General features: G+C 57.4%; 10 protein-coding genes. 4 read left to right on the top strand and 6 right to left on the bottom strand.

Translation table 11 applies throughout. The annotated features are described in order from the left end of the window. Nucleotides 1–149: 149 nt before the first annotated feature. Nucleotides 150–1,958: a hypothetical protein gene (locus ACNO8S_RS16845; protein WP_420182948.1), complete on the top strand. Its 1,809-nt coding sequence runs from the start codon at nt 150–152 to the stop codon at nt 1,956–1,958. Nucleotides 1,959–2,057: 99 nt separating this feature from the next. On the opposite strand, the gene ACNO8S_RS16840 is transcribed toward ACNO8S_RS16845, so the two are convergent. Then, entirely contained in the window at nt 2,058–3,545 is a 1,488-nt protein-coding gene (locus ACNO8S_RS16840; RefSeq protein WP_420182947.1) for a chitin-binding protein, read from the bottom strand. Nucleotides 3,546–4,775: 1,230 nt separating this feature from the next. Here ACNO8S_RS16840 and ACNO8S_RS16835 point away from each other — a divergent pair. Then, nucleotides 4,776–6,026, top strand: a complete 1,251-nt coding sequence (locus ACNO8S_RS16835) for a glycosyltransferase family 4 protein (protein ID WP_420182946.1) — start codon at nt 4,776–4,778, stop codon at nt 6,024–6,026. A gap of 79 nt (nt 6,027–6,105) precedes the next feature. Then, entirely contained in the window at nt 6,106–7,905 is a 1,800-nt protein-coding gene (locus ACNO8S_RS16830) for a heparinase II/III family protein (protein WP_252718674.1), read from the top strand. 181 nt (nt 7,906–8,086) lie between these two features. On the opposite strand, the gene ACNO8S_RS16825 is transcribed toward ACNO8S_RS16830, so the two are convergent. Genes ACNO8S_RS16825 through ACNO8S_RS16805 form a run of 5 tightly spaced genes read right to left on the bottom strand, consistent with a single transcriptional unit; the run spans nt 8,087 to nt 12,107 of the window. After that, complete coding sequence (locus ACNO8S_RS16825) at nt 8,087–8,518, bottom strand: PTS fructose transporter subunit IIB (RefSeq protein ID WP_191449129.1); 432 nt, start codon at nt 8,516–8,518, stop codon at nt 8,087–8,089. Next, the gene (ptsP, locus tag ACNO8S_RS16820) at nt 8,515–10,200 is read right to left on the bottom strand and encodes a phosphoenolpyruvate--protein phosphotransferase (protein ID WP_420182945.1); all 1,686 of its coding nucleotides are present in this window, start codon (nt 10,198–10,200) and stop codon (nt 8,515–8,517) included. Before ptsP ends, ACNO8S_RS16825 begins: the two co-directional genes overlap by 4 nt. Then, a complete protein-coding gene (locus tag ACNO8S_RS16815; protein WP_129756317.1) occupies nt 10,193–10,480 on the bottom strand; it encodes an HPr family phosphocarrier protein in 288 nt (95 codons plus the stop codon). Before ACNO8S_RS16815 ends, ptsP begins: the two co-directional genes overlap by 8 nt. Beyond that, a complete protein-coding gene (locus ACNO8S_RS16810) occupies nt 10,477–10,953 on the bottom strand; it encodes a PTS sugar transporter subunit IIA (protein WP_191449131.1) in 477 nt (158 codons plus the stop codon). Before ACNO8S_RS16810 ends, ACNO8S_RS16815 begins: the two co-directional genes overlap by 4 nt. A gap of 14 nt (nt 10,954–10,967) precedes the next feature. Next, entirely contained in the window at nt 10,968–12,107 is a 1,140-nt protein-coding gene (locus ACNO8S_RS16805) for a PTS fructose transporter subunit IIC (protein ID WP_014031166.1), read from the bottom strand. Nucleotides 12,108–12,351: 244 nt separating this feature from the next. Between ACNO8S_RS16805 and ACNO8S_RS16800 the strand changes: the two genes are divergently transcribed. Further along, nucleotides 12,352–14,310 carry an archaea-specific SMC-related protein gene (locus tag ACNO8S_RS16800; protein WP_023843005.1) on the top strand — a complete coding sequence of 653 codons (1,959 nt, stop codon included), beginning with the start codon at nt 12,352–12,354 and terminating at the stop codon, nt 14,308–14,310. Nucleotides 14,311–14,343 lie beyond the last annotated feature (33 nt).

Genomic DNA, 14,343 nt, shown 5'->3' with positions numbered 1-14,343 from the left:
AAGCGCTCCAGAACAGGTTAGGAGCGCACTAACAATCATATTGACTATTCTATGGGCGTACAATACAAATGGTGGATACGTTCTCGACGAATACTAGACCGGTCGATACAAATGTCAATTCGCTGAGCAACGCCTGTGGGTAACAATTCATGAGCGAAAACTCTGAACAGACCGTTTTCACTCACTCGAGAACTACGGGAGCCATTGCAGTTGTCGGTGTCCTGCTACTTTCGATATCAACGGCTATTGCGGTAATTTCCCCTCCAGCCACCGAGTACGAGATATCGCTCTACGAATCATATCCGACTTCATTCTGGGGTTGTATCATCGGGTCTCTGTTTTCCGGGTCACTGTTGATATTTCGAAGCATCGGGAATTCGAACGAACGGTCGTGGGTCTTCGGCACTTCACTTATGTTGGCTACCGACGCGTTACTGCTACTGATGCCTCTCATACGGGGATATGTGATGTACGGAGATGCCGACCCGCTGACGCACCTCGGATACGTACAGGACATCGTCAACACAGGCACTACTGGGGCTAACATCTACCCTCTCGCTCACCTGCTTGTGCTCGCTACTGCCGACGCTACTGGACTGGAGGCTATGGCATTAGCGATGCTGACGCCGGTGATTTTTTCCGCGGTATATTTTGGAGGAATGGTTTACCTCTTGTTTCAGGTAGCCGATTCGCGAAGGGGTTTCCTTCTGGGTCTCCCCTTCGTCTTGCTACCAATACTTGGATACAGCCATTCGCTGTTTCGTCCATTCGACTTTAGCATCCTGTTGATCCCGGTTGTTTTGTATCTCTTTTTCAAAAGCCAGCGGCATCCTACTCCTGCAATTAGAGCGGTTCTGGTACTCACACTCCTGAGTATTCTCCTCTATCACCCGCTAACCGCTGTGTTCGTTACAGCAATCTTTATGCTGTACTATATTGTTCAGTATCTTCCAAGAATACAGACGATATATCAGAGTCCGACGAGCGCCTTTGGGCTCTCGCTTGCGGTTATCATGAGTTGGTACTCGAATTTCCCTGGCGTTATACTGCGGTTCGATACTATCTATCGTGTCCTCTTCGGGTCGGATAGCAGCGATGCACCCGTTCAGGCGTACGCCCAAACTGCACAGGAGGCCACACCATCCCTGATCGATATTGTTCAGTTCGTTACGTTCAGATTTGGGACCGAAATGGTACTGTTTGGTCTTGGCGGGGGCCTGTTCGGAGTCGCTCTTCTGTTCGGTCTTAAAAAGGGAGACGTGCTGGACACTCGGACCACTATGATGGGGGCAGTTGTAGGCGTGTTCGGCACTAGTGGACTCTTGTTCCTTCTTCTTGACCTGATCGTCACGCAGGAGCGCCCCTGGCAGGTGGCCAAAATTGGCGCGGTGCTTTTGCTTGGACCCTTGTTCCACATAATTCGGATCCGCCTCGGGCAACCCAGCCGGTCGTTACTTGCCCGCAGCACAAAGCCAGCGATCACTCTTACAGTATTGGTGCTCATCGTACTGTCCACGCTCACACTGTTTCCATCACCGCTGTCAGGAATGACTAACGACCAGGTCACAGCGATGGAAGTCGAGGGCAGCGAGTGGCTCACCGAACACGAGACCGGAAACAGAGAGCTCTATCATTTCGATATAGAGTACCGACGGTTCCACCACGCAGAACACGGTGTGAGCGAAGAGCTATCATTCTGGGAGGTGTTTCTCCCACCCCATTTCAATTACACAACCAGTCAGTACTTCGGCCAGAACTACGGTAGCGATAAGTACGTGATGATCAACAGAAAAGGCCGAATCTTCTATCAGGAGACGTACCCGGATTATCCGCAGCGGTGGAAATACACGTCACAGGATTTCCAGCGTTTTAATCGGGACAGAACAGTTGACCGATCCTACGACAACGGTGATATCAGGATCTATCTGGCTAACGGAACCAAGATGGAGGGGACGTAGCAAAAGCACTACAGGACCGACTCCTGTCTGAGTATGCCAGACTGGATTTTCTCATTCAATTTAATTGCCACTTCAATCACCTCCTGAACAGGAGTTGGATCACCTCTTCCGGTTACCCGAATTTACGGTTACGTCTTCACCGGAGGCGACTGGGCTCACTCCTACCTCTTTTATACTGGGAACCGATGGACTGAAGCGGCCTTGGCCTTGGTTGTTTGCGTTGATAGTAACGTCACCTGCGTTCCCAATTCCATCTGTGTTGGAGTGGTTGAATGTATCTATCGTGCCTTGAGAACTGGTGAACATGAATGCCTTAGCCTTCGAATTGTGTATAGATAGCCGATCAATGTCGATGTTGGAGAACTTCCCAGCGCCATGGTCGCGAATGACTGCCTCGTCCCGAGCACGGTTGGTATTATAAATCGCAATCATGTCTCCCTTCCATATCACGTTCATCGGGCCATCTCCGATGGCGTCCTGTGCTTGGAACGCGTGATCAGACATGTCTCTAGAGAGAACGTTGTCCATGATGACGGTGGTCGGAGTGGTTCCCCGGTTTCCGAGGTTATTAATGAAAAACCGGCCGTGGAAATCGGGCCCGATGTCCCGCTTATCGACCTTCTGCTCTAAAGAGGGGGTGTTCGCTCTGTGATAGATGTTTTTCAGTTCTACGACCTTGCCCGCGGACATTTTACACAGCCCAGACCCCGTACCACTGATATAACAGTTGTGAATTTTGGTAACTCCATCGCCAAACCTAATATTGATCGCGTTTCCGGCACAGTCGATAAAACAACTGTTCTTGACAGTAAACTCGTCGCCTGCCTGCGGTCGGACAGAGATATGGTGGGAGTTCGACTTTCCGTTGGTCGCGTTGTGGCGCCCGATTCCGTTATCCTGGAACGTACAGTTTGTGACCGATCTGAGGACAGCACGGCCACGAACCCCCGCTAAATGCCACCCTCGAATCCATGCACGCTTGAGATGGAAATTACCGTTTTTCGACATTTGGAGGCCCCAGGAGCCCCCGTTGTTCTCCGCGAGTCCGCTGACGTTTTCATAGTTCCCGTCCAGTTTGATATCTGCAATCTCGACGGTCCCGTGATCGTATCCGTCGTACCAGATAAAGCCGCTCTGGTTTGGACGGTTTTCAGCGGAAGCGTGTCTGGTAATTGCCAATACTGATTTGTTTGCCCCCTCTCCGATGATAGAAATACCAGCAGGCACGGTTTCACCGAACTCCACGTACGGGCTATAGCCTGAATCGTCACCGCCAAAATAGTACTCTCCTTCAGGAACAAATATTGTTCCTCCATGGCCGGCAGCCCTTGCAGCCTTGAGAATGGCGTTGAGATTTCGCTTCGCTGCTGCCGCACTGGGATCGTTCGGATTCGGCTCCGAACCGTAGTCACTGATATTTTCGGCGTCTTGGACTACCTCGGGCTCGTCAGTCGGTCGCGTAGGCGTTGCAGTCTGCTGAACCGGCGCCTTAGCAGACTTTTCAGTCCCGTTCCCATCTGGAGGTTCACCAGCACCCCTATCGAAACCCGGTAGCCAGGTGTAGAGTAGGCCTGTGATGATAGTCACGATACTTCCGATAAAAGCTATAAGCCTGCGACGACTGACCTCCCCAGAGCCACTTGTCATGACAGATATACGAAAGTTGTACTACCCGATATATTGGATCGATTGAAGTGGTACAAACGATGGAGGAACGTGATCATTGCTCTCGTCTCAAGGTAATATGCTCGGGACATTAGTATAGGCTTCCTACAGAGAAACCCAAATAAAATCCCCAGTCCTATTTTTCGCATTCCCTTCGACGGGAGCCAAACTCACTTTCACAATTCAAATGCCGGTTTTAACTACACATGGCACGGTTGAGAGAGTTGCTGAGATGTACTGAAGCCTGAATAGCTTCCATCTTTGGTATAGTGGAAATGAGATCGGTCCGTTATATAATATCAGACGAAAGGCATACTTGGAATCCTCTTATGAGTTCTCCTCGACTCTGGCCCATGCACCGGGGTTCACTGTTCAGTTCAGAACAAGGTTTTGCATCGCTCTGAGGCAACTCGTTAAACGAAGGACTGTATGTTCTCTTACACGTACTCACTAAAATCCGTCATGTGAGTGTTGCTCTCTTGACCGAACGAGGTACTTGCACCTAGACTCCCCACTCCGATGGCTGCGGTTATCGCTGCTAGCCCGAACTGGAAGAAAGATCTCCGATTAAGATGGACTTTACCTCTCTCATTTGCTGTTAGAGTGGTTGAGCGTCCCGGAATCTTGTTATCGTCAGCAGTTGGTTTGTGCTTATCGGACATACATATGAGTGGAGTAGGTATATGCTAATTAGCCGTTCTCACACGGTATAAACGTACTACGTGTGTCTTTACTTCCTATGTACTTAGAGTAGTTACCAATTATGCCCTCAAAACACATCGACTTGATACGCAAGACAGTTAGATATAATATGGTAATTGTATTATATTTACAGTAGGATATGGTTACCGGGCGGGTCGGAGCGGGTTGATGTGGTTTAGAGGCTGAGATATGCTATGTGCAGGTGGGGAGACCGGTTTACTCGAAACAAAGCAATGTTACAGACCGAGATAGAGCAACTTCAAGAGAACACATAACGGACTCAGCTTCGGCACGCCTCGGGAGTATCAGATGTATACTAATATTCCCGTCAAGGATACAGTGCAACGATTCGATGTCGATGAGCAGCGATAGGCCAACGGACACGGTACCATCGTCGAGATGGAGAGAAGCATCTAAGATTGGGACAGTCGCCGTACATAATCCGCTCCGATGACGACTGACTGTGTCATCGTCTCTCAGCGGTATCCCCCGGAAAAGGGAGGCAATGCCTCCAGAATCCACGACACAGCCGTCAATCTCGACGACGGCTTCGACGTGACCGTTCTGACGCCGTCCCTCTGCTACCCACCGGGAAACTTCGAACGGACTTGGAAGCGTAAGCAGACAGAACGCGATAAGGGAGTCGTCGTCCACCGACTGTGGACGTGGCAGCCACAGAGGGAGAATCCCTCTCTGCTCCGGCGGCTCCCTTACTACCTCATATTCGCAGTCCATGCGGCACTCTGGTTAGTCATGAATTTCCGGCAGTACGACGTTGTCATGACATCTACGCCACCGATCACCACTGGGTTCCCCGGACTCGTGGCTGCTGCCATCGGGAACCCCTGGGTGATCGATGTCCGCGATCTGTGGATTGAGAACTCGATCGCCCTCGGATACATTACAGCAGACAGTCCACTGGTAAAAGCCGGTCGCACGTTCCAGCGTCTTGCGTTACGCTCCGCTGATCGCATCACGGTAACGACTGAGACGCTCGGAGATGCAGTCGCTGACACGTACGGCAGGGATCTCCGGGATCGGATCCGAGTCATCCCAAACGGTGTTGACACCGACCGGTTCTCGTCAGTTTCGACCGCTGAGGAAAACGACTCGCGAATCGTATACACCGGGAATATCGGGAGTGCACAGGCACTCGAACCGTGTATCCGGGCAATGCAACACGTCTCAAGTGACGATGCCGTACTCCAGTTGGTCGGTGACGGGGATGAAGTATCTCGGCTCAAGGGTGTAGTGGAGAGACTTGATCTTGAAGACCGCGTGGAGTTTGTCGGATTGGTGGACCGTAAACGAATCCCGGAGATCCTGGACAGCGCAACTGTCGGATTGGCCCCGATAAAAGACAGTCCAGAGTTGGACTACGCGATACCCACGAAGCTCTACGAATATATGGCGTGCTCGCTACCCGTCGTGGTTACTGGGAGGGGGGAAATCAAGCGGTTCGCGACGGATACAGACGCAGGTGTCCACACAGAACCCGATCCCGAGAGTATTGCGGCAGCGATTGACACCCTCCTCGAAAACCCCGATCAGCGGGTGGCGATGGGTCGAGACGGACACCGAGTCGTTTCCGAAGAGTATGACAGGCAGGCCATCGCGGGCCGACTGGGCGAGGTGTTCCGGACGGTGACAACGAGCGAACAGCAAGAATTGTACACGGCCCCAAGTACTGACGATGACTGAGTCCCTGCAGATGCTTCCGAAAGCGGTCAGGTTGTATGGACACACACTCACACAGTTGGAGCCTGCTCAGCTACTCGGAATGGCTGAACGAACGACTCGGAACTCCGTCCTCACGCGACTCCCGCTCGACTTCGACGGGCGATACGACGCGGCGATTCCCCGAGCCCTCTCGGTGGCGACCAGTCCAGTCGAAACAGACCTCGACCTGCTTTGCGGTGAACTTTCGGAATCGACCGTCCGGATGTTCCAGCAACGGAGTCGCCAGGCGGCCGACGGCAACCTGACGTTCCTCAATAGGACAATACAGTTTCGGTCGCCAGACCAACCTAACTGGTTCGACGACCGGTTCGACGACTATCCGCTTCTCTGGCCGCTGAAACTATACGCGTTCGAACCTCTCCGCTGGGCGACGCTGGGGTTCAAAGACCCACAGGCGGCTCCCGACAGGGTTGTCGAGGTGTTCGACCAGTGGGTGTGGGACTGGGCCGATAGTATCGAAATCGGTCAGCCGGGCTACCTTCGAAATGCGTGGACACCGTGGGCAGTATCACTCCGTATTCAAACACTCACTCGGTACCTCGCGTGGCGAACTGGGGGCACCCAGGAAGGCGTTCCAGAGAGACTTACTGAGGTGCTTGCTCGAGAGATATATCGGAACTCGCTCTTCCTCATAAACCACATTGAGGGTGATGTCGGCGGCAACCACCTCGTTGAGAACGGGCTCGCACTGCTCATGGCCGGACTCACCTTCTCTGAGGATGATAATTCATGGGCATCAAAAGGAATTTCTATTCTCGGCCGTACAGGGGCTAAACAGTTTCTTTCCGACGGAGGGCACTACGAGCGGTCGCCGATGTATCATGCAATCGTTACAACGCGATACGTGACAGCGTGCTCCGTACTGGCCGCCAGTGATTGCACGGTCCCCAACTGGATGACAGCGATGACAAGGCAGGCTGTAGCGTATCTGCGATATCTCTGTCCCCCGGACGAGCGGATCCCGCTGTGTAACGACGCCGTGTTCGGTCAGGCGCTTCCGCTTGCCGACTGTTTGGAGTACGCTGCTGCCGCCGGATTCAGTTCCGATGACCGTTCCGCTCCGGCTCACAACAGTCCAGCGAGTGGGGAATCTGGATACTACTGGCTCGATGCGAACCATGGACGTCTGTTAGTGGACGGCGGCCCCGTCGGGCCCCCGCATTTACCCGGCCACTCACATAACGATATGTTGAGTGTCTTGCTCTGGGTCGATGGACACCGTGTGCTTACTGATACGGGTGTGTATGATTATGCCAGCGACGAACGGCGACAGTACGTCAGAAGTGTCGCTGGACACAATACGGTTCAGGTCGGCGATACGGAGCCGATAGAGATCGGTGGAAAGTATCTGATGGGGGCGCGAACGGAACCGTCGGTACGCTACGAGGAGACAGAACCGGCGGTTTTCGACGGATGCTATGAAACAGCGTCTGATGCACCAGCGTCGTATCGGCACAACAGGACAATCGTTGCGGCGGACGGCTGGTGGCTTGTTCGCGATATGCTCAGTGGACCCGACACTGAGACAGAGCCGAGCATCTCCCGCCTCCACTTCCACCCGGACATTGCCGTCACAGTCGACGAGTCTGGACCAATACGTGCGTCCCACCGGGCAGCCACCGACGATAATCCGCCCTTGCTGAGTGTCTACCCGCTGGGTACCAGCGACGTTCGCACCACTACAACCCAATACTTCCCCGAGTTTGGCGTCACCCAGGAGCGACAGACAGTGGAACTACGGTCCGGTCCCGAATCGGGGACAACAGCTTTGGGGTATCTTCTCGCCCCGGGAGCCAGCGGTAGCGATATATCTGGCTCCTCGGGCGATGGTGAGGAATAACCGCCAGCGAGCTACAACCGCTAGCCTCCTGATACGGTCGGTTTCGGTGACTTCAGAGGATATATAATCCTGGACTCGAAACTGGACCGCCCGCTTTCCATTTGGTTTCGTGGCTAAGCGAATGGTTCAATCGTAGGGGGTGGGCGAGAAGTCACCTACGTCGGAGCGATCTAACTCCGTATCAACTAAGCAGACGCTTCAGTCGGGCTACGAGGCTCTTCGAACGGTCACCGCCACGGCGGCGCTGCTGATCAGACCCAGTATCTGCGGACTCGGACCCTTCTTCGCTCCCAGTGGCCGGCGCGTCGCCGTCGGCGGCCTCGATGGCATCGGCGATCATCCCCTCGGCGTCGTTGACGGCGTCCTTGACGGTGCCGTCGATTAGCGGGACGCTACTGAATCGGTCCTGACTGACCGACGTGTCTGCGGCGATGATAGCGGCGTCAGCGGCTTCGATGTCAGCATCGGAGAGTTCGTTCTCCGCGCCCATCGCGCCCTGGACTTCGACCTTGATATCGTGACCGTGCTCTTCCGCTGTCTGTTCGAGGTTCTCGGCTGCCATCTGACTGTGTGCGATACCAGTCGGACAGGAGGTGACTGCGACGAGTTTCATGTGTCTACTGTGGTGTGGACTTCGCTTCGCGTTGCGGCGAGTCGGGCGCGGTCCCCGCGCTCGCTCGCGGCACTGTACTCGGTTTCGCTGACGGCCGTCTTGACCTCCGGAATCGTCACGGCGCTCATGCTGAGTTCGTCGAGGCCGAGACCGACGAGCAGTTCCGTCAGAGCGGGGTCGCCGGCCATCTCACCGCACATCCCGACCCAGGCGTCTTCGGCGTGAGCTGCGGTAACTGTCCGATGGATCGCGCGCAGGACGCCCGGATGCGTCGGGTCGTGCAGGTCATCGACGCGCTCGTTCTCCCGGTCGGCGGCCATCACGTACTGCGTGAGGTCGTTCGTCCCGATAGAGAGGAAATCCACCCGCGCGGCGAGTTCGTCCGCCATGAAGGCGGCGCTCGGCGTTTCAATCATAACGCCGACTTCGGGAGCAACAGCGTCAGCGTCGTGGCCTCCAACCTCGGCCGCCGCTGCGTCCAGCGTGTCTAGTGCAGCCTCGAGTTCCTCGATAGTGGCGACCAGCGGGAACATGATGGCGAGGTCCCCAGCCCCATCCGCCCCAGCGCGCAGGAGCGCACGGAGTTGCGTGGCGAACAGGTCCGAATCGGGGTTGAGCGAGCGCCGGATTCCTCGCTCTCCCAGGAATGGGTTTTCTTCTTCCGGCAGGTCCAGGTACGGGATGCGCTTGTCGCCCCCGATATCCAGCGTGCGGACGACAACGCGCCCGTCCGGGAACGTATCGAGCGCCTCGCGGACGGCCTCGTACTGTTCGTCCTCCGACGGCGGCGTCTCCCGGTCGAGAAAGAGGAACTCGGTCCGGTAGAGGCCGACGCCGTCAGCTCCCCGTTCTGCTGCGGAGTCCAGTTCCGCCGGTCGGCCAACGTTCGCTGCAACCTCGACGTGTCTCCCGTCGGTTGTCTCGACGGACTCATCGACGACAGCGGCTCCCGAGTCGCTTGCTGCGGCCGCTCGCTCGGTGTCGTCGGGGCTGACTACCACCTTGCCGCTGTCGCCGTCGATCACGACCTCTTCCTCCCCCTCGACGGATTCGAGAGCGTCGCCGACACCGACGACGGCCGGCAGGGCCATCGAGCGGGCGAAAATCGCCGCGTGGGACGTTCGGCCACCAGTGACCGTGGCAAACCCAGCGACACGTTCCGGGTCAAGTTGCGCCGTGTCGCTGGGGGTCAGCCGCTCGGCGAGGACGACGCTTCCCTCTGGTAGGTCACCGAGATCGACCCGTTCGCCGTCGGTCAGCAGACGAAGGAGTCGGTCACGGACGTCTCGGAGGTCGTCCGCGCGCTCGGCCATCCGCCCGTCCATTCCCTCGAACTGCTCGATGTGCTCGCCGAAGGCGGCGTCAACGGCGTTCGGTGCGGGAAGCCCCTCGCTGACCATCGTCTCGACGCCGTCCTCGATAGTCGGGTCTTCGAGGAACTGGATGTGCGCGTCGAACACCGCGGCCTCGTCTTCGCCGACGCGTTCGGCAGTCGCCTCGCGCTCGGACTCCAGTTCGGTGCGGGCGGTGTCGACGGCGTCGGCGAACCGCTCGATTTCAGTCTCGGGATCGACTTCCACGCCGTCCGGGTCCAGGAGCGAGATGTCTCGGCCGTACCAGACAACCGACCCGACGCCGGAGCGCGGCGTCGCACCGGTACCGTGAAGCGTGCGTTCAGCCATCGTCAGTGTCCAGTTCCGCCTCTGGCGTTGTCAGTATCCGCTCCAGTTCGTTGAGCACTGCTTCTGCATCCGGCCCGTCGGCGACCAGTTTGATGTCGTCGTCCTGTCCGACGCCGAGGCTGGTGACTGCGATCATACTCGCCGCCTGGACGAGGTCACCGTCCGGACGACCGGCCGAGACCTCGGCCTCGTGGTCGTTGACCGCCTGGACGAACGCCGACGCCGGCCGAGCGTGCAGGCCAGCCTCCGGAACAATCGTCACAGTGCGCACGACCGTCATGCGATTGCCTCCCGGAGTGCGTCCTGAACGGTCGTCTCGTCCTCTGCCTCGTGGAGTCGGTCCCGAACGTCCTCATGCATCAGGGCCCGCGAGAGGGAACTGAGAATGTTGAGGTGCTCCTCGCCGCCGGCCTCCGGGACGAGAATCATGAAGATGAGCGTCGCCGGCTCGCCGTCCATCGAGCCGAAGTCGACGCCTTCTTCGGAGTGAGCAAATGCCAGTGACGGGCGGTTCACAGCGTCAGTCTTCGCGTGTGGAATCCCGATCCCCATGCCGACGCCCGTAGTGGTCTCCGATTCGCGTTCCAGCAGCGCGTCGAGTGCGCGGTCGCGGTCCTCGACCTTGCCGCCGTCGACTAGTAGGTCGAGCAAGAACTCGATACACGCTTCCTTCTCGGCTGGTGGCTCGGACAGCGAGATGTGGCTGGCCGGAATCAGTTCTTCGATATCGTCCGCTGCGATTGCGTCTGTCATTGTAGTCACAGTAGTTAGTCGTCCGTCGGTTGCGTGGTGCTCGTCTCCGCCCCGGCGTCGATACGGTCTTCGAAGTCCGGTTTGATCACCGTCGCGACGACGGCCGTCACGAGTGAGCCCAGAAGGATGCTGCCCAGGAATGCGAGTGGCTGGTTCGAAAGCAGGACCACGAAGATACCGCCGTGGGGTGCGGGCATCGTGACGCCGAGGGCCATCGAGGTCGCGCCGCCGACAGCGCTACCGGCCACAATAGCCGGGATGACGCGTAGCGGGTCCGCGGCTGCGTACGGAATCGCGCCCTCGGTGATGAACGACAGGCCGAGCACGACACCGCTTTTTCCGTTCTCGTACATCTCGGCCGCGTACTTGTGCGGTGCAATAAAGTTTGAGAGCGCGAGGCCGATCGGCGGAACCATCCCGCCGATCATCACCGCGGCCATCGGTGCGTAGATCTCCTCCGTGATGAGCCCAGTCGCGAACACGTAAGCGACCTTGTTAACGGGACCACCCATGTCGAAGGCCATCATCCCGCCGAGGATGAGGCCGACGACGATAGCCTGGCCGCCCTGCATCGACTGCAGGAAAGAGGTCAGGGCTTCGTTGGCGAGTGCGACAGGGACGCCCAGCACGAACAGCATGATGGGCGTTAGAACCGCCATTGTCGCGACAGGGATCAGCAGTACCGGCATCATCGGCTGGATGAACTCGGGGACGTCGAGGTTCTTGAAGAAACGCGCGACGTACCCGGCCAGCAGCCCAGCGACGATTGCGCCGAGATAGCCGGCACCGGCTTCGCCGCCGGAGATACCGATTACTGTCGCCGCTTCGGCGACGACGTTCCCTTGCTGGAGAATGTATGCCAGCAGGAATCCCGGGGCGAGTCCCGGACGGTCGGCGATGGCATACGCGATGTATCCGCCGAGAATCGGAACCATAATCGTCAGCCCGGCAGTACCGACCTGTGCCAGGAACCAGCCTGCCGAGCCGGTGTTCTCGAACACTGTCTGTGTGTCCCCTATCGCGTACGCGACGGCGAGGAAGATACCCCCGATAGTCACGAAGGGGATCATGAACGATACGCCCGTCATCAGGTCCTCCTTGACGGAGGTTACGTGGGCGCGAAGCGCACTCTCGGCCCGGTCTTGATCTGTCATGGTCAACGACACCGACAGCTACGCCCATTGTGTAATATAAAGGTACACGTTTGAGAGTGTTATTTACCGAAATTGTTTGCTATCTGGATTTAGGCGATTGTTTCTGCACGGAACTAGATCCGCGAATCCGTTGGAATAACAGACATATGCTTGTTAGCCGCAGGCAACTACTGGGATAGAAATCGGAATGTGTGGTGCCACACGCGCCATAGTGCTTATATCCGTCACTCGCACACACCGAAATATGGGTTCACTCTCGGTATCTGGGGAGGTGGCTACGTTCACCGTCGAAAAAATCGGGGGGATCGACGAGACGACAGTCGAGGTCCCACCAGGGGTGACTGTGCTCCGAGGCCGGAACGCGACTAATCGGACATCGTTTCTACAGGCGGTGATGTCCGCTCACGGGAGCGAGTGGGCGAGCATCAAAGGTGACGCCGACCAGGGGCACGTCGAACTCTCACTGGGGGAGGAGACGTACACCCAAACACTGACCAGAACGGACAACGGGGTTACCGGGTCGGGCCTCGGCCTGCTCACTGACCCGACGGTTGCGGATCTGTTCGCGTTCCTGCTCGAAGACAACGAGGCCAGACGAGCCGTCGAGCGGGGTGAGGACCTTCGCGAGATCATTATGCGGCCCGTCGACGTGGCGTCGATCCACCGACAGATACGTGCGGCCGAACAGCGCAAGGAAGAGATCGATGCGGAACTCGATCGTATCGCGTCGCTCAAGCGTGACCTCCCCGATCTCGAACGGCAACAGGCAACTCTGCGCGACGAGATCACTGAGACCAGAGACAAACTCCAGCGCGTGGAGGACCGAATCGACGAGCGGGACGTGGATTTCCAGACGACCCAGGAAAACAGGGACGAACTCGAAACGGCCCTCGATGAACTCCAGGCGACTCGATCCGAACTGAAACGTGTGCGAAACGATATCCAGTCAGAACAGGAGAGTATCGCGGCACTGCGCGACGAGCGAGGGAGCCTCGCGGTCGAACGATCCGGGCTTCCGGAATCGCCGGACGAGCGACTCGAAGCGCTCGAATCGGACATCGACCGGCTTCGAGAGCGCAAACGAGAGCTCTCAGAGTACACCACCCGACTGCAGAACGTCGTCGGGTTCAACGAGGAACTGCTGTCCGGCGAGCACCGGGAGATAACCGACGCTATCGACGCAAAGCCAGAAAGTGTGGGTGACATCACGGACCAGCTGTATAAGGGGTCAAAGACGACCTGCTGGACCTGTGGCTCGCGAGTGAAACCGGACCGTATCGAGTCGACGCTCCAGAGTATGCGTGACCACCTTCAGGAGACGGTCACGGAGATCGACGATATCGACGATGAACTCGACGAACTGACCGACCGACGTGACGAAATTGCGGAGACGCGCACGCGAGCGCGAGAACTCACCGCCACGATTGAGGAGGTCGACGCCGAAATCGAGCGCCGGCAGACGACTGTTGTCGACCTCCGAGAGCGACGCAACAACCTCTCCGCCCGCGTCGAGGAACTCGAGGAGCGGGTCACCTCGCTCCGAACCGAAGAGTTCGACGAAGTGCTCGAACTCCATACGAAAGCGAACGAACTGGAGCTGGAACTGGACCGGCTCGAATCCGAACGAGACGAGGTACGCGAGGAGATCGCCGACATCGAGTCGGACATCCGCCGAAACGACGAACTGGCTGCCCAACGGGAAGACGTGGTTGACGAGCTGATCGACCTCCGGTCACGTATCGACCGCCTCGAAGCCGAGGCGACCGACCAGTTCAACGAGAAGATGGACGACCTGCTCGATATTCTCGGCTACGGCAACATCGAACGGATCTGGCTCGAACGGACCGACACGCCCGATGACCCGGTCCATAACAGCGACGACAGCGTCACTGGATCGACGTTCACGCTCCACGTCGTCAGGAGTACCGACGGTGGAACTGTCTACGAGGACACTGTCGGCCATCTGAGCGAGAGTGAGCGGGAAGTGACCGGGCTCGTGTTCGCACTCGCCGGCTACCTCGTCCACGACGTGTACGAGGACGTCCCGTTCATGCTGCTTGACTCACTGGAAGCCATCGACGCGGAGCGCATCGCCTCGCTCGTCGAGTACTTCGCGGAGTACCCCACCTATCTCGTCGTCGCGTTGCTCCCCGAGGACGCGCAGGCGCTTCCGGATAGTTACAACCGGATTACGGATATCTGATCCTGTTGTGGTCCCCCCAAAGACCGAATCTAC

It is taken from the genome of Haloarcula sp. KBTZ06, assembly GCF_048595605.1.
GTDB lineage: Archaea > Halobacteriota > Halobacteria > Halobacteriales > Haloarculaceae > Haloarcula > Haloarcula hispanica.
This window is presented reverse-complemented; position numbering and strand designations above follow the sequence as displayed.